Origin of the sequence: Brucella sp. H1_1004, from assembly GCF_047308065.1 — a bacterium.
Lineage (GTDB): Bacteria > Pseudomonadota > Alphaproteobacteria > Rhizobiales > Rhizobiaceae > Brucella > Brucella pseudogrignonensis_B.
This window is the reverse complement of record NZ_JAYKZA010000002.1, coordinates 1,679,129-1,697,141: the sequence shown is the minus strand read 5'-3', so window position 1 is coordinate 1,697,141 and position 18,013 is coordinate 1,679,129. Positions and strand designations below refer to the sequence as shown.

Sequence of the window (18,013 nt, the reverse complement as noted above, 5' to 3'; positions counted from 1 at the left end):
TAACGTCACAATAGAACGACAATCGTAGAGCGCCGCGCGTCCTTCGTGTGCGTGAAAGGTGCTCTGATAATTTGAATCGTCGCATGTTGCTTTCAAAATCACCTCTGATTTTGGGTTTATGCTATAGGGAGCGAGATATGGCACCGAGGGCTAATAAGGCGCCTGCTGGAAAAACGCAGACGTCTTCTGTCACCACCCCCAAGACGCCAGCGCCTGCAAAGTTTAATAAAGAGCAGGAACTGAGTGCTTACCGTGAAATGCTTTTGATCCGCCGTTTCGAAGAAAAGGCCGGACAGCTTTACGGTATGGGTTTCATCGGTGGCTTCTGTCACCTTTATATCGGTCAAGAAGCCGTTGTCGTCGGTATGCAGACAGCGCTCAAGGAAGGTGATCAGATCATCACCTCCTATCGTGACCATGGTCACATGCTGGCAACCGGCATGGAAGCACGTGGCGTTATGGCCGAGCTGACCGGCCGCCGTGGAGGTTACTCCAAGGGCAAGGGTGGCTCCATGCACATGTTCTCGAAGGAAAAGGGCTTTTACGGCGGTCATGGTATCGTCGGCGCTCAGGTTCCTCTTGGCACTGGTCTTGCCTTTGCAAACAAGTATCGCGGCAATGATAATATCTCTGTTACCTATTTCGGCGACGGCGCTGCCAATCAGGGCCAGGTCTATGAAGCCTTCAACATGGCGTCGCTATGGAAGCTGCCGGTGATCTATGTGATCGAAAACAACCGCTATGCAATGGGTACATCGGTTTCGCGTTCTTCCGCTGAAACAGATTTCTCCAAGCGCGGCGTTTCGTTCAACGTACCGGGCATCAAGGTCGACGGCATGGATGTTCGTGCTGTAGCGGCTGCTGCTGAATTTGCTGCCGATTGGGCGCGTTCGGGCAAGGGTCCATTGATTCTCGAAATGGAAACCTACCGTTATCGCGGTCACTCCATGTCCGATCCGGCGAAGTATCGCTCGAAGGACGAAGTGCAAAAAATGCGCTCCGAGCACGACCCGATTGAGCAGGTCAAACTGCGCCTGATCGAAAATAACTGGGCCACTGAAGAAGAGCTGAAAGAAATCGACAAGGAAGTTCGCGACATCGTCGCTGATTCTGCCGAATTCGCTCAAAACGATCCGGAGCCGGATGTTTCCGAGCTCTACACGGATATTCTGCTCTAATTCAGGAAAGGTATTGTCATGCCCGTAGAAATTCTCATGCCTGCCCTTTCCCCGACGATGGAAGAAGGCAAACTGTCCAAGTGGCTGAAAAAAGAAGGCGACAAGGTTACGTCCGGTGACGTGATCGCTGAAATCGAAACCGATAAGGCGACGATGGAAGTTGAAGCCGTTGATGAAGGCACCGTCGGTAAAATTCTCATCGCAGAAGGCACCGAGGGTGTGAAGGTCAACACGCCGATTGCTGTTCTGCTCGGTGATGGCGAAAGCGCCTCCGACATCGGCTCTGCTCCTGCTGCAAAAGCAGAAGCACCGAAGGAAGAAGCGAAAGAAGCGCCAAAGGCTGAAGAAAAGAAGGCCGACAGCGTGCCTGCTGCTCCGAAAGTTGAAGTTGCTTCCGATCCAGACATTCCAGCCGGTACAGAAATGGTTTCGATGACTGTGCGTGAAGCACTGCGCGACGCCATGGCTGAAGAAATGCGCCGCGACGACAATGTCTTCATCATGGGTGAAGAAGTTGCCGAATATCAGGGCGCTTACAAGATCACGCAGGGTCTTTTGGATGAATTCGGCCCGCGCCGCGTTGTCGATACCCCGATCACCGAGCATGGCTTTGCTGGTGTTGGTGTTGGTGCCGCTATGGCTGGTCTTAAGCCAATCGTCGAATTCATGACCTTCAACTTCGCCATGCAGGCGATTGACCAGATCATCAATTCTGCTGCGAAGACGCTTTATATGTCGGGTGGCCAGATGGGTGCGCCGATGGTGTTCCGTGGTCCTTCGGGCGCTGCTGCTCGCGTTGCTGCTCAGCACTCCCAGTGCTATGCAGCATGGTACAGCCAGATCCCGGGCCTCAAGGTTGTCATGCCTTATTCGGCTGCTGATGCGAAGGGTCTTCTCAAGGCTGCTATCCGCGATCCAAATCCGGTTATCTTCCTTGAAAACGAAATTCTCTACGGTCATCATTTCGATGTGCCGAAGCTTGACGATTTCGTTCTGCCAATCGGCAAGGCCCGCATTCATAAACAGGGCAAGGACGCGACCATCGTTTCGTTCGGTATCGGCATGACCTATGCGGTGAAGGCTGCGGAAGAACTGGCTGCACAGGGCATTGATGTTGAAATCATCGATCTGCGCACCATCCGTCCAATGGATATTCCAACGGTCGTTGAATCGGTCAAGAAGACCGGGCGCCTTGTCACCGTTGAAGAAGGCTACCCACAGTCTTCCGTTGGTACTGAAATTGCTACCCGCGTCATGCAGCAGGCTTTCGATTATCTCGATGCGCCGATCCTGACGATCGCTGGCAAGGACGTTCCGATGCCATATGCGGCCAACCTCGAAAAGCTGGCTCTGCCGACTGTAGCTGAAGTGGTGGAAGCGGTGAAAGCCGTGACCTACACCGCCTGAGGAGTTACTGGACATGCCGATTAAAATCACCATGCCAGCACTTTCACCAACCATGGAAGAAGGCAATCTTTCCAAGTGGCTGGTTAAAGAAGGCGACAAGGTTACGTCCGGCGATGTGATCGCTGAGATCGAAACTGACAAAGCGACGATGGAAGTCGAAGCTGTCGATGAAGGTGTTGTTGCCAAGCTGGTCGTTCCTGCCGGGACCGAAGGCGTGAAGGTCAACGCGCTGATTGCAATCCTCGCCGAAGACGGCGAGGATGTTGCAGAAGCAGCCAAAGGCGGCGATGCCGCTCCTGCATCAAAGGCGGAAGCTAAGGCTGAAACGCCTAAGGAAGAGCCAAAGAAGGAAGCTGCACCCGCAGCAGCCCCGGCTCCTGCAAAAGCTGAAGCCCCAGCGGCTGCTCCTGCAGCAAACAAGAGTGCTGAGATCAAGGGTGCCGAAAACAAGGGCGACCGCGTTTTTGCATCGCCGCTTGCTCGTCGCATCGCCAAGGATGCAGGCGTTGATGTTTCCGCTGTAAAAGGCACTGGTCCTCATGGCCGTGTCGTTCAGCGTGACGTTGAAGCTGCAATCAAGTCCGGCGGAGCGAAAGCAGCATCCGCTGCACCGCAGGCAGCTGCATCGGCTCCGAAGCCCCAGTCGGATGATGCCATCCTCAAGCTCTTTGAAGAAGGCACATACGAAATCGTTCCTCATGACGGTATGCGCAAGACCATTGCCCGCCGCTTGGTTGAATCGAAGCAGACTGTCCCGCATTTCTATCTGACGATTGATTGCGAACTCGATGCACTTCTGGCTCTGCGTTCGCAGATCAATTCGGCTGCACCGCTGACCAAGACGGAGAAGGGCGAGGTTCCGGCCTACAAGCTTTCTGTCAACGATCTGGTGATCAAGGCTGTTGCTCTTGCGCTGCGTGACATTCCTGAAGCCAACGTCTCCTGGACTGAAGGCGGCATGATTAAGCACAAGCGTGCGGATGTCGGCGTTGCTGTGTCGATCCCGGGCGGTCTGATTACGCCAATCGTGCGTCAGTCGGAATCCAAAACGCTGTCCGCCATCTCCAACGAGATGAAGGATCTTGCCAAGCGTGCGCGTGATCGCAAGCTGAAGCCTGATGAATATCAGGGTGGTTCGACCTCTGTGTCCAACCTCGGTATGTTCGGCGTGAAGGACTTTGCTGCGATCATCAACCCGCCACATGCGACGATCTTCGCAATTGGTGCGGGTGAACAGCGCGCAGTGGTCAAGAACGGTGAAGTGAAGGTTGCGACAGTAATGTCTGTCACGCTTTCCACCGATCACCGGGCGGTCGATGGCGCTCTGGCTGCTGAACTTGCACAGGCCTTCAAGCGTCACATCGAAAACCCGATGGGTATGCTAGTCTGATATGGTTATACGCCGCGTGTGGACAACACATGCGGCGTTTCCTATTTGTAAGCCGACAGAAAGTCGGCAATTCGGGAATGCGCGCCGCAAGAAACTGCGTAAGATGCCGTTTCCCGTATTTGCGATGTTTTAAGGGCAGGAAACTATGGCCGACATCTACGACGTTATTATCATTGGATCGGGACCGGGCGGTTATGTCACCGCTATCCGCGCAGCTCAGCTTGGCCTCAAGACTGCGATTGTCGAGCGCGAGCATCTCGGTGGCATTTGCCTCAACTGGGGGTGTATTCCGACCAAGGCGCTGCTGCGTTCGGCGGAAGTGCTGCATCTTGGCGAACATGCCAAGGATTACGGCCTCAAGCTTGAAGGTTCGATCACAGCTGATGTGGATGCGGTTGTTGCGCGTTCGCGTGGTGTGTCGGCGCGGCTGAATGGCGGCGTTGCCTACCTGATGAAGAAGAACAAGATTGATGTGATATGGGGCGAAGCCAAGCTCGTTAAGGGCGCTTCCGGCAATACGCCTGCGGAGATTTCGGTCGGTAAATCGTCGAAGCAGCCTATGCTGCCGCAGAACCCAGTGCCGAAGGGCGTTCTGGGCGAGGGCAGCTACAAGGCCAAGCATGTGATCGTTGCGACCGGCGCACGTCCGCGTTCGCTGCCGGGCATTGAGCCGGATGGCAAGCTGATCTGGACCTACTTTGAAGCCATGGTTCCACAGGCGCTTCCAAAGTCGATGGTTGTCATGGGCTCCGGTGCTATCGGTATTGAATTTGCATCCTTCTACAATGCCATGGGCGTTGATGTGACCGTTGTTGAGCTGATGCCAAACATCATGCCGGTTGAAGATGTGGAAATTTCCACTTTCGCCCGCAAGCGTCTGGAAAAGCTCGGCCTCAAGATCATCACCGAAGCGAAAGTTACCAAGGTTGAGAAGGGCGCAGACTCTGTCACTGCTCATATCGAAACCAAGGACGGCAAGGTTGAAAAGCTAACCGTTGATCGTCTTATTTCGGCTGTTGGCGTTCAGGGCAACATCGAAAACCTCGGTCTTGAAGCGCTTGGCGTGAAGACTGATCGTGGTTGCGTTGTGATCGACGGCTATGGGAAGACCAATGTCGAAGGCATTTACGCCATTGGCGACGTTGCCGGTCCTCCAATGCTGGCTCATAAGGCCGAGCATGAAGGCACGATCTGCGTCGAAAAGATTGCCGGTCTGCCCAATGTTCATTCGCTCGACAAGAGCATGATCCCAGGCTGCACCTATTGCAATCCGCAAGTTGCGTCCGTTGGTTTGACTGAAGCTAAGGCGAAGGAACAGGGCTTTGACATTCGTGTCGGTCGTTATTCCTTCTCGGCAAATGGCAAGGCCATTGCGCTTGGCGAAGACCAGGGTCTGGTCAAGACGATCTTTGACAAGAAGACCGGACAGCTACTTGGCGCTCACATGGTTGGCGCAGAAGTCACTGAGCTTATTCAGGGCTTTGTCGTTGCGATGAACCTTGAAACCACTGAAGAAGAACTGATGCATTCGGTCTTCCCGCATCCGACCCTTTCCGAAATGATGAAGGAAAGCGTTCTGGATGCCTATGGCCGCGTTCTAAATGCATAACCAAGAGGTGGGCACATTCCGCTGATCGATAATGGAGGGCCATGGCGGCGCGCCGCATGGCCCATGATTAAATGGTGTACCGTTAGCGGTCTTGCGCTCGGCTTTATGGCCGGAAGCTTGAGCCTGATCGGCGGAAACACCATATCGGTCAATGGAATGGCGATTGCTGGCTGGTATGGCGTTTGGACATTGGTTTTTGCCCTTGGATTTGGCGGGCTATTGTTTGGCCTTATCTGGGCACTGGTTTTCAGGGCATTAGGAATGGCGGCGAGACGGTAAGCCGCAGCATATTGACGTTGTCTTTGGGCGTGCCAAGTTGACAGAGTACGGGCCAAAGACTACGAACCGGACCCAATTTAGAAGTGTTTCAAGTTCGTGAAAACTTCGGATAGGCAGGAAACAGCATGGTTACAGTTCTCGACACGGTGAACCAGAGACGTCTTCGTCATCCGGAGAAGGCACATCGTCCGGACAATGAAATCCTGAAAAAGCCGGAGTGGATCCGCGTTAAGGCTCCCGTTTCGCGTGGCTATAATGAAACGCGTGAGATCGTCCGCTCGAACAAGCTTGTTACCGTTTGCGAAGAAGCAGGCTGTCCGAATATTGGCGAGTGCTGGGAAAAGAAGCACGCGACATTCATGATCATGGGTGAAATCTGCACCCGTGCTTGTGCGTTCTGTAATGTTTCGACCGGTATTCCGAAGGCTCTCGATCCAAATGAGCCGGAAAGTGTTGCACGCGCAATCAAGCAGATGGGCCTGACCCACGTCGTTATTACATCCGTTGACCGCGATGATCTGGCCGATGGTGGCGCGCAGCATTTTGCCGACGTTATTCGTGCAATCCGTGCTGCAACACCAAAGACAACGATTGAAATTCTCACGCCAGATTTTCTTCGCAAGGAAGGCGCGCTTGAGATCGTTGTTAAGGCACGTCCTGATGTGTTCAATCACAATCTGGAAACAGTTCCGTCGAAGTATCTCAAGGTTCGTCCGGGCGCGCGCTATTTCCATTCGATCCGCTTGCTGCAGCGCGTGAAGGAACTCGATCCGACAATTTTCACAAAATCCGGCATCATGGTTGGCCTTGGTGAAGAGCGGAATGAAATCTTGCAGTTAATGGACGATCTTCGTTCTGCTGATGTGGATTTCATGACCATCGGCCAGTATCTCCAGCCAACCCGTAAGCACCATCCGGTCATCCGTTTCGTTACCCCAGACGAATTTAAGTCTTTCGAGACGATTGGTCGGACCAAAGGCTTTGCGCTCGTTGCGTCCAGCCCGCTGACGCGTTCATCGCACCATGCCGGTGACGATTTCGCAAAGCTCAAGGCCGCTCGCGAAGCGCAGATTGCAGCGCAGGCTTAAATTCGTATGCCTCAGTTTACGAATGTCAGACGCGTTCATCACAGGGCAGACCAGATGTTTTCTCTGGTGTCGGACGTGGAAAAATATCCGCAATTTTTGCCAATGTGCGAAACACTCTCCATTCGTTCTGCTAAGGAACGGGACGGAAAGACACTGCTAATCGCGGATATGTCAGTTGGCTATAAGCTGATCCGCGAGACATTTACGAGCCAGGTGCTTCTGAAGCCGGAAGAAAATGTCATCGACGTGAAATATGTCGATGGCCCGTTCCGCTATCTCGACAATCGCTGGACTTTCAAGCCGGTGGGGGATGGTTCGGAATGCGATGTTGAGTTCTTTATCGATTATGAATTCAAAAGCCGCACGCTTGGCCTGCTAATGGGATCGATGTTCGATCTGGCGTTTCGCAAATTCTCGGAAGCCTTTGAGAAACGCGCCGATCAGATATACGGTTAAGAATTAAGCGCCTCGAGTACCAGAGCCAGCGCAGAAATCACTGTTTCGTGACGAATGTCTTCGCGTGACTTTTCACCAAAGCGGCATTCTTTGTGCTTCGTGGCAAAACCTTTGCGCGAACTGGCGATGTGCACAAGGCCGACCGGCTTTTCTACTGATCCGCCACCGGGTCCCGCAATACCTGTCACGGCAATGCTGATGCCTGCACGTGAGTTGGCAAGTGCACCTTCTGCCATGGCTATCGCCACTTCTTTTGAAACCGCACCCACTTGGTTTATCAATTCCATCGGAACACGGATCATCTCATTTTTGGCTTCATTGGAATAGGTGACAAAGCCTCGGTCCACTACATCGGAAGAACCGGCAATATCTGTGAGTGCTGCCGCGATCAGCCCACCTGTGCAGGATTCTGCCGTCACAATCATGATGCTGTGTTTGCGACATCCATTCAGGACGTTGATGGCTTGAGCTTCGGCAATGAGTGTCATTCAGGAACCTCGCCGGGATAGATCACGGTTGCCGTTACAATAGCAGCAATACCTTCGCCACGGCCAACAAACCCTATCTTTTCATTGGTGGTGGCTTTGACGGAAACGCGGTCTTGCGAAATGCCAAGCATATTGGCCATGGTTTCCGTCATTACAGGGCGGTGCGGACCAATCTTTGGCTCTTCAGCTATGATAGTTACGTCCACGTTGGCGATGCGGCCACCGGCTTCGCGCACTATCTTGACCGCATGTTCAACGAAGATATGTGATGCTGCACCCTTCCACTGCGGATCGGATGGCGGGAAATGCGTGCCAATATCGCCTGCGCCGCGTGTGGCGAGCAGGGCATCGGTCAGTGCGTGGAGGGCCACGTCGGCGTCCGAGTGACCGTTGAGCTTTTTATTATGCGGAATGGCGACGCCGCAAAGCGTAACGTGATCACCCGGCTCGAAACTGTGAACGTCATAGCCATTGCCAGTCCGAATATCTGGAAAAGAAGTCATGCCATGCCTCAAGCGTTTGTCGGCCATTTCGATATCTTTGGCCCATGTCAGTTTGGTGTTATCTGCTGAACCTTCGATGATTTGCACTGCAAGTCCATAGGCTTCTGCAATCGACGCATCATCGGTGAAATCCGAACGTCCGCTGAGATATGCCTTTTCGTGCGCATCGAGGATTTGTAAGAAAGGAAAAGCCTGCGGTGTTTGCGCTGCAAAAAGACCAGCGCGCGGGACCGTCATTTTGACTGTACCGTCACTGGCTGATTGTTTCAGCGTGTCGGACACGGCAAGGGCAGGCAAAACACCTTCCTGCGGCGTCAAATTATCGAATATGCGTGCAAGCAGTTCCTGCTCGATAAACGGACGCACGCCATCATGGATAAGCACATAGTCAGGAGCGTCTTCGTTGAGCGCCAGCAATCCAAGCCGTGTGGACTCTTGCCGTGTCGGACCGCCAGTGACGACGCGCACATTGTCGTAGCGTTCCATGATGGCTTTCTCATAAAGCACTGTATCATCGGCATGGATGACCACGATGATCTCGACAACTTCAGGACACTGCGCAAAGGCCCTCAGCGTGCGTGAAAGCACGGCTTCGCCGCCGATTCGCCGATATTGCTTCGGACCTTCGATGCTTTGTCCTGCACGTTCGCCACGTCCTGCGGCTACGATGACTGCTGCTGCCCGGAAAATGTTGGTCGCCTTCGCCAAAAGATTCATCTAGTTACATGCGGAATAATGCCTTGCGCAAATAATTGCCAGACGGCAATCGATTTATCATCGCAGCTAGGTGCTTTTCCTTGCTTTCACAGCATTGAATGATTAAAGTGTGTGCTAATTGCATCATGCACATCAAATGAGCATCTTTTGGTCACCAATCTTGAGCAGCCTTTAAACATACGCAACGTGGTCGTTCCAAACCGCGTCTTTCTTGCTCCTATGTCGGGTGTTTCCGACCTTCCGTTTCGCAGGCGCGCCGCCGCGGCCGGTGCGGGCATGGTTGTTTCTGAAATGGTGGCAAGTGCCGAGCTTTGTAATCGCCATAAGGAAAGCATGTTGCGCTTATCCGGCGAAGGGCTTGGCACGCATGTTGTGCAGCTTGCAGGCCGCGAAGCGCACTGGATGGGTGAAGCAGCCATCATCGCCGAGGGTGAAGGCGCGGATATTATCGATATCAATATGGGCTGCCCTGCCAAGAAAGTGACGGGCGGCTATTCGGGTTCCGCGCTGATGCGGGATCTTGATCATGCCATGACGTTGGTTGAAGCAACCGTTAATGCCGTGAAAGTGCCCGTTACGCTGAAAATGCGTCTTGGCTGGGATGAAAACAGCATTAACGCGCCGGAGCTTGCTAAACGCGCCGAAGATGCAGGTATTGCAATGGTGACGGTTCATGGACGCACGCGCTGTCAGTTTTATGAAGGCAAAGCCGACTGGGATGCCATTCATGCGGTGCGCGATGCCGTGAAAATTCCACTGGTGGCTAATGGCGATGTGTTGTCACGCGAAGATGCGGAAGAATTGCTGCGTCGGTCTGGTGCTGATGCCGTGATGGTTGGTCGTGCTTCCTATGGTCAGCCTTGGCTTGCGGGCTTTATTGCGGGAAGCGATTTCGCACCGCGATCCTCTGAAGGTATTCTTTCTTATATTATAACACATTACGAAGATATGCTCGAGCACTATGGCAACAAGACAGGTATCCGCCACTCGAGAAAGCATCTACGCTGGTATCTGGATCGTCATGCGGGCGAAGCATTCTCGCAGGCAGATAAGGCTGAAATCATGACGCTCACTGATCCCGAAGCGGTTATCGCGGCGCTAACCCGCGTTTTTCTGCGTGATGCAGACAGAAAGGTCGCATGATGGGCGGTAGAGGTGAAACGAACGGCATTCCAGCAATCATACTGGATGCGATCAATCAGCCTGTGATTATGGTGAGTGCCGATAATCACATCGTTTATGCGAATATGGACGCCGAGCAGTTTTTTCGCTCTGGCTCGTCTATTCTGGCGCGTAATCGTCTTGAATCGTTTCTGCCTTTCGGCAGCCCATTGCTGGCTCTGGTCGATCAGGTTCGCACGGCTCAGGTGCCGGTTAATGAATATCGCGTTGATATTTCATCACCGAAACTTGGTGCTGAGCGCATTGTCGATCTCTATGTAGCACCTGTAATTGAAACGCCGGGCGCCGTGGTTATTCTGTTTAAAGAAAAGACCATGGCGGAGAAGATCGACCGCCAGATGACCCATCGTGGCGCTGCGCGTTCGGTGACGGGACTTGCCTCAATGCTTGCGCATGAAATCAAGAATCCGCTTTCCGGTATTCGCGGTGCTGCCCAATTGCTTGAACAGGTGGTTGGCGATGAAGACCGCGCATTGGCACGGTTGATTACCGATGAAACCGACCGCATCGTAAAGCTCGTTGATCGCATGGAAGTATTTTCCGATGAGCGTCCGATTGAGCGCACAGCAGTGAATATTTATTCGGTACTTGATCATGTGAAGACGTTAGCGCGAAACGGTTTTGCGCGGAATATCCGCTTTGTTGAGGAATACGACCCATCGCTACCGCCGGTTTATGCCAATCGCGATCAGCTTGTTCAGGTCTTCCTTAATCTGGTGAAGAATGCCGCCGAAGCCATCGGCGACCGTGAAGGTGCTGAGATAACGCTCTCAACCGCTTATCGTCCGGGTATCCGCCTACAGGTTCCAGGTGCAAGCGACCGCGTCGCTCTTCCGCTTGAATTCTGCGTGCATGATAATGGTCCGGGCGTGCCCGAAGATATGCTGCCACATCTGTTTGATCCGTTTGTGACGACCAAGACCAATGGGTCGGGCCTCGGACTGGCGCTGGTTGCCAAGATTATCGGTGATCATGGCGGCGTTATCGAATGCGACAGTCACCCATCGCGCACCACATTCCGCATTCTGATGCCGCAGTGGAAGAGTTCAGCTGAAAGTATGTCTGCAAAGACAGGAGATAACGCATGATTGCCGGACGTCCTACAGGTACGATTCTCGTTGCCGATGATGATGCTGCAATTCGCACGGTGCTTAATCAGGCATTGTCGCGAGCAGGTTATGATGTGCGGGTTACATCCAATGGTGCATCTCTTTGGCGTTGGATCGCTGCTGGCGATGGTGATCTGGTGATTACCGACGTGAATATGCCGGACGAGAATGCATTTGATCTGCTTCCGCGCATTAAGAAGATGCGTCCTGATCTGCCAATTGTGGTGATGAGCGCGCAGAATACATTCATGACCGCTATCCGCGCTTCGGAAGCCGGTGCTTATGAATATTTGCCAAAGCCTTTCGATCTGACAGAGCTGATCAATATTGTTGGTCGTGCCCTGTCTGAACCAAAACATAAGCCCGCTGCGGTTCTGCCGGATGAGCAGGCTGAGAATATGCCGCTGGTCGGCCGTTCGCCTGCCATGCAGGAAATCTATCGCGTCTTGGCCCGTATGATGCAGACAGATCTCACCATGATGGTCACGGGTGAGTCGGGAACGGGTAAGGAACTCGTAGCGCGCGCATTGCATGAATATGGTCGCCGCCGCAAAGGGCCGTTTGTCGCTATTAATATGGCAGCTATTCCGCGTGATCTGATTGAGTCTGAATTGTTTGGCCATGAAAAGGGTGCCTTTACCGGTGCACAGAACCGGTCCAGCGGACGTTTCGAACAGGCCAATGGCGGAACGCTTTTCCTCGACGAAATTGGCGATATGCCGATGGAAGCGCAGACGCGTCTACTGCGCGTGTTACAGCAGGGTGAATATATGACGGTCGGTGGACGTACACCGATTAAGACAGATGTGCGTATCGTGGCTGCAACCAATAAGGATTTGCGCCAGCTCATCGCGCAGGGCCTGTTCCGCGAAGACCTGTATTATCGTCTGAATGTTGTTCCTCTACGACTGCCGCCGCTTCGCGAACGCAGTGAAGACGTACCGGATCTGGTTCGTCACTTCTTCAAGCGCGCAGCGGAAGAGGGGCTGCCTGAAAAACGCATCACGGCCACGGGCTTTGATATGATGCGCCGTTATCCGTGGCCGGGCAATGTGCGTGAGCTCGAAAACCTTGTGCGCAGGCTTTCCGCACTTTACCCGCAAGACGAGATTTCGCCTGAGATCATTGAAGCTGAGCTGAAATCAGAACTATCGAAGCCTGATGCACCTGTGGTTGTGACGGGCGATCTGGAGAATATCACCATTTCGCAGGTGGTGGAGCAGAATATGCAGCGTTATTTCGGCTCGTTCGGCTCTGACTTACCGCCGCCTGGCCTTTATCACCGCGTTCTGGCAGAACTTGAATATCCGCTTATCCTCGCATGTCTGACGGCTACGCGCGGTAATCAAATCAAGGCCGCAGAAATTCTGGGTCTTAACCGCAATACGCTGCGTAAAAAGATCAGAGAACTTGGTGTGAATATCTATCGGGGCGCCAAGCAGTAGAAAATGCGTAGAAAGCCGCTCACAGTTTCGCGAAACCCTATTTAAGCTGTAAACAATCGTTGCATTTTCGCCACAATGCGTTGCATAGATGCAACGCTATTGGGTAACATGGTTAACATGAATACAGCGAATCTGACGACTGATATGGATAAGGTAGGGCGACCATCGCACAGCGGTGAGGGGCGCAGGCTTCTTGCTTTGCCGGGTATTATTACCGTTGTTCTGGCGCTAATTACTGCATCACTGTCGTTTTGCATTCTGATTGGCATAACACCGATCACGCCTGATCGGGCAGTGACTCTTGCGCTGGTCATTATCAATGTCGCGCTTATTGTTTTTCTGATCCTGCTCATTTGCCGCGAGATTTATCGCATTATATCGGCGCGAAGATCCGGAAAAGCGGCATCACGACTGCATGTGCGTATTGTTGCACTGTTTTCATTGATTGCTGCCGTGCCTGCGATTGTGGTGGCTATCGTCGCGTCAGTCACACTTAATCTCGGGCTAGATCGGTGGTTTGATACCAATACACGCGATATTGTGAGTTCTTCACAGAGTCTGACGACTGCCTACATTAAAGAGACAGCGCTAAATCTACAAAGCACTTCATTTTCAATGCTTCAGGAACTGGATGCGCAGCGCACTGTTTACAGTCTCGATAGGGGGGGCTTTATTCGCTACATGACACTTCAGGCTGGCGGTCGCGGTTTGTTGGGCGCATTTCTAGTGCGTGAAAATGGCGATGTGGTTGTTAAAAGCGAAACGGGCGTTGAAGCGCGACTTCCTCCTCCAACCGAAGATGCCTTGAAAACAGCCGTCGATGGAAGGCCAGTTATTATTCCTCCTGGCAATAGTAATTTTGTTGGTGCTGTTATCAAGATGCGCGAGATACCGAACCTTTATCTTTACACGGTAAGGCAGGTTGATCCGCAGATATTGGAATCAATGCGCCTGATGGAGGCCAATACACAGCGCTATCAGGAGATGGATGCAAATCGCATACCAACACAGATTGCTTTTGCGCTGCTCTATTTCGGTCTGACGCTAATTGTTCTCCTGTCTGCCATATGGACAGGTATAGCAGTGGCTGACCGTCTCGTTCGCCCAATCCGGCTTTTGATCGGCGCGGCTGACGATGTTGCTGCCGGTAATCTCAATATTTCCGTGCCGGTACGCGCATCAGACGGCGACGTTGGCGCTTTGTCGGATACGTTCAACAATATGGTTGCTGAGTTGAATAGCCAACGCAACGAGCTTTTGTCTGCCAAAGATCAGATTGATGAACGCCGCCGCTTCTCGGAGGCGGTTCTTTCTGGCGTTAATGCGGGAGTTATCGGCATTGAGACGGATGGTTCAATAACGATTCTTAATCGCTCGGCTGAACATATGTTCGGTGTCAGTTCACACGATGCAATCGGCAAAAGCTTGAGCAATATTGCGCCTGAAATCGGACAGGCGTTTGAAGTTGCGCGTACAACGGATCGTGCGATGCATCGTGAACAAGTCAATATGACGCGAAATGGTGTTGCACGAACCTTTAATGTGCAGGTGACGGTCGAAGATTCGGAATCTGACGATCACTCCTATGTCGTGACCGTTGATGATATTACTGATCTGGTTCAGGCGCAGCGTTCTTCGGCGTGGGCCGATGTTGCGCGCCGTATTGCGCACGAGATCAAGAACCCGCTGACACCAATCCAGCTTTCTGCGGAACGCATTCGTCGTCGCTATGGCAAGGTAATTGTTGAAGATCGCGAGGTGTTCGATCAGTGTACCGATACGATTATTCGTCAGGTGGGTGATATTGGTCGTATGGTCGATGAGTTCTCAGCTTTTGCACGTATGCCAAAGCCGGAGATGAAGGCGATGGATATGCGTGAGGCGCTGCGCGAGGCCTCATTCCTCATTGAAGTCAGCCGACAGGATATAAAATTCACCAATGAATACGGCTCTGAAAAGCTGATTGGATCTTTTGACAGTCGTCTGCTCGGTCAGGCTTTTGGCAATATCATCAAAAATGCCAGCGAGGCGATTGATGCGGTGCCAAAGGAAGAGCGTGGTGAAGGACATATTCTTGTTCGCGCTCGCAAAGAGGACGGAAATCTGCTGGTCGAAGTGATTGATAACGGCAAAGGCCTGCCGGGCGATGATCGTCAGAAGCTCCTGGAGCCCTATATGACGACGCGCGAAAAGGGCACTGGCCTTGGCCTCGCGATAGTCCGCAAAATCGTGGAAGATCATGGCGGACAGTTGGAATTGCACGATGCGCCAGCAGATTTCCACGGTGGACGTGGCGCAATGATACGTATGATCTTTCCTGAGGTTTCCACCGGCTCTGCTGGTGCGGAAGAGGGAAATCCCGGAAACGAGATAGTTGGACAGGTGAACTGATATGGCAGCCGATATTCTTGTTGTTGATGACGAAGTGGATATCCGGGAACTTGTTGCAGGTATCCTGAGTGACGAAGGGTACGAGACGCGCACGGCCTTTGATGCTGACAGCGCGCTCGCCGCGATTGATGATCGCGTGCCACGCCTTGTCTTTCTTGATATCTGGTTGCAAGGCAGCCGACTTGATGGTCTTGCACTGCTTGATGAAATCAAGAAGCAGCATCCTGATCTGCCCGTTGTGATGATCTCAGGTCACGGCAATGTTGAAACGGCTGTTTCGGCAATCCGTCGCGGTGCCTATGATTTTATCGAAAAGCCGTTTAAGGCCGATCGTCTGATTTTGGTTGCTGAACGTGCGCTGGAAACATCCAAGCTGAAACGCGAAGTTTCCAACCTGCGCAAGCGTGGTGGTAACAGCATGGAACTGATTGGCGCTTCGCTTGCGATCAACCAGCTACGCCAGACGATTGAGCGTGTTGCACCAACCAACAGCCGTATCATGATTACGGGCCCTTCGGGCGCAGGAAAGGAACTGGCAGCTCGTGCTATCCATGCGCAGTCAGGCCGGGCCAATGGTCCGTTCGTGACGGTCAACGCCGCAACGATTACGCCAGAGCGTATGGAGATCGAACTTTTCGGCACGGAAATGGATGGCGGCGAGCGTAAGGTTGGTGCGCTGGAAGAAGCGCATGGTGGCATCCTTTATCTTGATGAAATAGCCGATATGCCGCGTGAGACGCAGAACAAGATTTTGCGTGTGCTGGTTGATCAGCAATTTGAGCGTGTGGGTGGAACCAAGCGTGTGAAGGTTGATGTCCGTATTATTTCATCGACTGCACAGAACCTTGAAGGCATGATTGCCGAAGGTACGTTCCGAGAGGATCTTTTCCATCGCCTGTCTGTTGTGCCTGTGCATGTGCCGGCGCTTGCCTCGCGTCGTGAGGATATTCCATCGCTGGTTGAATATTTCATGACGCAGATTGCCGAGCAGGCGGGTATCAAGCCGCGTAAAATCGGCTCTGATGCAATGGCAGTGTTGCAGTCACATAGCTGGCCGGGAAATATCCGCCAGCTGCGAAACAATGTGGAACGCCTGATGATTCTGGCACGCGGCGATGACCCGGACGCGCCGGTGACAGCCGATCTTCTGCCAGCAGAAATTGGCGACACGCTGCCACGTGCGCCGACCGAATCCGATCAGCACATCATGGCGCTTCCTTTGCGTGAAGCACGTGAGCGATTTGAAAAAGAATATCTCATTGCACAGATCAATCGGTTTGGCGGCAATATCTCGCGGACAGCGGAGTTTGTTGGGATGGAACGTTCGGCATTGCATCGCAAGCTAAAGTCGCTTGGCGTTTAATATTCAAGTGGGCGGGATGATATGCGTGTAATTGTATGCGGAGCGGGGCAAGTCGGCTACGGCATTGCGGAGCGGCTTGCTGCCGAACAAAATGACGTCTCCGTCATTGATACATCTGCGCGCCATATCGAAATCGTGCGCGATACTTTGGATGTGCGCGGGTTCGTTGGTCATGGTTCACAGCCGGATGTTCTGGCCGCTGCTGGTGCTAACGAAGCCGACATGATTATCGCGGTGACGCTGTCTGACGAAGTCAATATGGTGGCTTGTCAGGTTGCTCATTCGGTTTTCAACGTACCGACGAAGATCGCACGTATTCGCGCGCAGTCTTATTTGAAAGCGGAATATCAGGACTTGTTCCTGCGCGAAAATCTGCCGATTGACGTGATTATTTCACCCGAGCTTGAGGTGGGTGAAGTGGTTTTGCGGCGTATTGCCTTGCAGGGCGCCACCGATGTTTTGCGGTTTGCGGATGACAAGGTCATCGGGCTTGCCATTGAGTGTCTGGAAGAGTGCCCGGTTATCAATACACCACTCAAACAGCTCTCCGACCTGTTCCCTGATCTTGCGGCAACGGTCGTGGGCGTTGTACGCAAGGGAAGTCTATTTATTCCGCGCTCGACCGATCAGCTCAATGCCGGTGATCTCGCTTATGTTGTGACGACGCGTGAACAGGTTCGCAGAACGCTGTCATTGTTTGGGCACGAAAAGCCTGAGGCGCATCGCATTGTTATCGCGGGTGGCGGCAATATTGGCCTATATGTTGCGAAAGCCATTGAAGAACGCAAATGGCAGACGCGTATAAAGATGATCGAAAGTGAGCATGAGCGCGCTTTCATGATCGCTGACCAGCTGAAACGCACCATGGTTTTGCATGGCAGCGCTTTGGATCAGGCGCTTTTACAGGAAGCAGATATTGAGGGTGCTGATCTTTTTGTCGCTCTGACAAATCAGGATCAGGTGAATATTCTTTCTAGCATTATGGCCAAGCGGCTTGGGTGTAAGGCCAATATGGCGTTAATCAATACGACTGGCTATCAGGATTTTACCCATATGGTGGGGATCGATGCCTATATTGATCCGAAGGCTGTGACAGTATCGAAGATATTGCAGCATGTGCGACGCGGTCGTATTCGTGCTGTCTATAGCGTCTATCGGGACATGGCGGAAATCATTGAGGCGGAAGCGCTTGAGACGTCATCGCTGGTCGGCGCTCCATTGCGTGATCTCGATTTGCCGGAAGGCTTGCGCATTGGCGCGATTTACCGAGCAGGGCAGGTCATTCAGCCAAATGGTGACGTCCGTATTAAGCCGAAAGATCGTGTTGTAATATTCGCAACTGCAGATGCTATTAAGCACGTGGAACAGATGTTCCGCGTGAGCCTCGAATTTTTCTGAGCTTTTGAAA

At 52.8% G+C, this 18,013-nt stretch carries 15 protein-coding genes; 13 read left to right on the top strand and 2 right to left on the bottom strand.

Features of this window, described 5'->3' with window-relative positions:
• Positions 1-137: 137 nt before the first annotated feature.
• From pdhA to U2P60_RS15535, 7 genes are all read left to right on the top strand, one after another.
• Positions 138-1,178 (top strand): pyruvate dehydrogenase (acetyl-transferring) E1 component subunit alpha, encoded by a 1,041-nt coding sequence (gene pdhA / locus U2P60_RS15565; protein WP_313826559.1) that lies wholly within the window; start codon positions 138-140, stop codon positions 1,176-1,178.
• A gap of 18 nt (positions 1,179-1,196) precedes the next feature.
• The gene (locus U2P60_RS15560) at positions 1,197-2,585 is read left to right on the top strand and encodes a pyruvate dehydrogenase complex E1 component subunit beta (RefSeq protein WP_413573285.1); all 1,389 of its coding nucleotides are present in this window, start codon (positions 1,197-1,199) and stop codon (positions 2,583-2,585) included.
• A gap of 13 nt (positions 2,586-2,598) precedes the next feature.
• Positions 2,599-3,975 (top strand): pyruvate dehydrogenase complex dihydrolipoamide acetyltransferase, encoded by a 1,377-nt coding sequence (locus tag U2P60_RS15555; RefSeq protein WP_413573284.1) that lies wholly within the window; start codon positions 2,599-2,601, stop codon positions 3,973-3,975.
• 145 nt (positions 3,976-4,120) lie between these two features.
• A complete protein-coding gene (gene lpdA, locus U2P60_RS15550) occupies positions 4,121-5,584 on the top strand; it encodes a dihydrolipoyl dehydrogenase (RefSeq protein ID WP_413573283.1) in 1,464 nt (487 codons plus the stop codon).
• 63 nt (positions 5,585-5,647) lie between these two features.
• The gene (locus U2P60_RS15545) at positions 5,648-5,863 is read left to right on the top strand and encodes a hypothetical protein (protein WP_413573873.1); all 216 of its coding nucleotides are present in this window, start codon (positions 5,648-5,650) and stop codon (positions 5,861-5,863) included.
• A 125-nt stretch (positions 5,864-5,988) separates the two neighbouring features.
• Positions 5,989-6,951, top strand: coding sequence for a lipoyl synthase (gene lipA, locus U2P60_RS15540; protein WP_140904561.1), 963 nt, complete (start codon positions 5,989-5,991; stop codon positions 6,949-6,951).
• A 6-nt stretch (positions 6,952-6,957) separates the two neighbouring features.
• Positions 6,958-7,407, top strand: coding sequence for a type II toxin-antitoxin system RatA family toxin (locus U2P60_RS15535; RefSeq protein ID WP_413573282.1), 450 nt, complete (start codon positions 6,958-6,960; stop codon positions 7,405-7,407).
• On the opposite strand, the gene U2P60_RS15530 is transcribed toward U2P60_RS15535, so the two are convergent.
• Both U2P60_RS15530 and U2P60_RS15525 read right to left on the bottom strand, forming a co-directional pair.
• A complete protein-coding gene (locus U2P60_RS15530) occupies positions 7,404-7,895 on the bottom strand; it encodes a CinA family protein (RefSeq protein ID WP_413573281.1) in 492 nt (163 codons plus the stop codon). The genes U2P60_RS15535 and U2P60_RS15530 overlap by 4 nt on opposite strands.
• Positions 7,892-9,115: a bifunctional 2-C-methyl-D-erythritol 4-phosphate cytidylyltransferase/2-C-methyl-D-erythritol 2,4-cyclodiphosphate synthase gene (locus U2P60_RS15525; RefSeq protein ID WP_413573280.1), complete on the bottom strand. Its 1,224-nt coding sequence runs from the start codon at positions 9,113-9,115 to the stop codon at positions 7,892-7,894. Before U2P60_RS15525 ends, U2P60_RS15530 begins: the two co-directional genes overlap by 4 nt.
• Positions 9,116-9,262: 147 nt before the next feature.
• Between U2P60_RS15525 and dusB the strand changes: the two genes are divergently transcribed.
• The 6 genes from dusB (at position 9,263) to trkA (ending at position 18,003) form a co-directional block, all read left to right on the top strand.
• Positions 9,263-10,258, top strand: a complete 996-nt coding sequence (gene dusB / locus U2P60_RS15520) for a tRNA dihydrouridine synthase DusB (RefSeq protein WP_413573279.1) — start codon at positions 9,263-9,265, stop codon at positions 10,256-10,258.
• On the top strand, positions 10,258-11,385 hold the full coding sequence (locus U2P60_RS15515) for a two-component system sensor histidine kinase NtrB (RefSeq protein WP_413573825.1): 1,128 nt from the start codon (positions 10,258-10,260) through the stop codon (positions 11,383-11,385). The genes dusB and U2P60_RS15515 overlap by 1 nt, the downstream gene beginning before the upstream one ends.
• Entirely contained in the window at positions 11,382-12,851 is a 1,470-nt protein-coding gene (gene ntrC, locus U2P60_RS15510) for a nitrogen regulation protein NR(I) (protein WP_250039799.1), read from the top strand. Before U2P60_RS15515 ends, ntrC begins: the two co-directional genes overlap by 4 nt.
• Positions 12,852-12,926: 75 nt before the next feature.
• On the top strand, positions 12,927-15,242 hold the full coding sequence (locus U2P60_RS15505; protein WP_413573278.1) for an ATP-binding protein: 2,316 nt from the start codon (positions 12,927-12,929) through the stop codon (positions 15,240-15,242).
• Position 15,243: 1 nt separating this feature from the next.
• Complete coding sequence (locus U2P60_RS15500) at positions 15,244-16,605, top strand: sigma-54-dependent transcriptional regulator (protein WP_250039801.1); 1,362 nt, start codon at positions 15,244-15,246, stop codon at positions 16,603-16,605.
• Between the two features lie 21 nt (positions 16,606-16,626).
• On the top strand, positions 16,627-18,003 hold the full coding sequence (trkA, locus tag U2P60_RS15495; protein WP_313826549.1) for a Trk system potassium transporter TrkA: 1,377 nt from the start codon (positions 16,627-16,629) through the stop codon (positions 18,001-18,003).
• Positions 18,004-18,013 lie beyond the last annotated feature (10 nt).

Excerpts from the sequence above, each read along its gene's own strand:
- U2P60_RS15500 (WP_250039801.1), top strand. The coding sequence starts at position 15,244 with ATGGCAGCCGATATTCTTGTTGTTGATGACGAAGTGGATATCCGGGAA.
- trkA (WP_313826549.1), top strand. The coding sequence starts at position 16,627 with ATGCGTGTAATTGTATGCGGAGCGGGGCAAGTCGGCTACGGCATTGCG.
- lpdA (WP_413573283.1), top strand. The coding sequence starts at position 4,121 with ATGGCCGACATCTACGACGTTATTATCATTGGATCGGGACCGGGCGGT.
- U2P60_RS15530 (WP_413573281.1), bottom strand. The coding sequence starts at position 7,895 with ATGACACTCATTGCCGAAGCTCAAGCCATCAACGTCCTGAATGGATGT.
- lipA (WP_140904561.1), top strand. The coding sequence starts at position 5,989 with ATGGTTACAGTTCTCGACACGGTGAACCAGAGACGTCTTCGTCATCCG.
- U2P60_RS15555 (WP_413573284.1), top strand. The coding sequence starts at position 2,599 with ATGCCGATTAAAATCACCATGCCAGCACTTTCACCAACCATGGAAGAA.
- ntrC (WP_250039799.1), top strand. The coding sequence starts at position 11,382 with ATGATTGCCGGACGTCCTACAGGTACGATTCTCGTTGCCGATGATGAT.
- U2P60_RS15545 (WP_413573873.1), top strand. The coding sequence starts at position 5,648 with ATGATTAAATGGTGTACCGTTAGCGGTCTTGCGCTCGGCTTTATGGCC.
- U2P60_RS15535 (WP_413573282.1), top strand. The coding sequence starts at position 6,958 with ATGCCTCAGTTTACGAATGTCAGACGCGTTCATCACAGGGCAGACCAG.
- U2P60_RS15505 (WP_413573278.1), top strand. The coding sequence starts at position 12,927 with ATGCGTTGCATAGATGCAACGCTATTGGGTAACATGGTTAACATGAAT.
- U2P60_RS15560 (WP_413573285.1), top strand. The coding sequence starts at position 1,197 with ATGCCCGTAGAAATTCTCATGCCTGCCCTTTCCCCGACGATGGAAGAA.
- U2P60_RS15525 (WP_413573280.1), bottom strand. The coding sequence starts at position 9,115 with ATGAATCTTTTGGCGAAGGCGACCAACATTTTCCGGGCAGCAGCAGTC.
- pdhA (WP_313826559.1), top strand. The coding sequence starts at position 138 with ATGGCACCGAGGGCTAATAAGGCGCCTGCTGGAAAAACGCAGACGTCT.
- U2P60_RS15515 (WP_413573825.1), top strand. The coding sequence starts at position 10,258 with ATGGGCGGTAGAGGTGAAACGAACGGCATTCCAGCAATCATACTGGAT.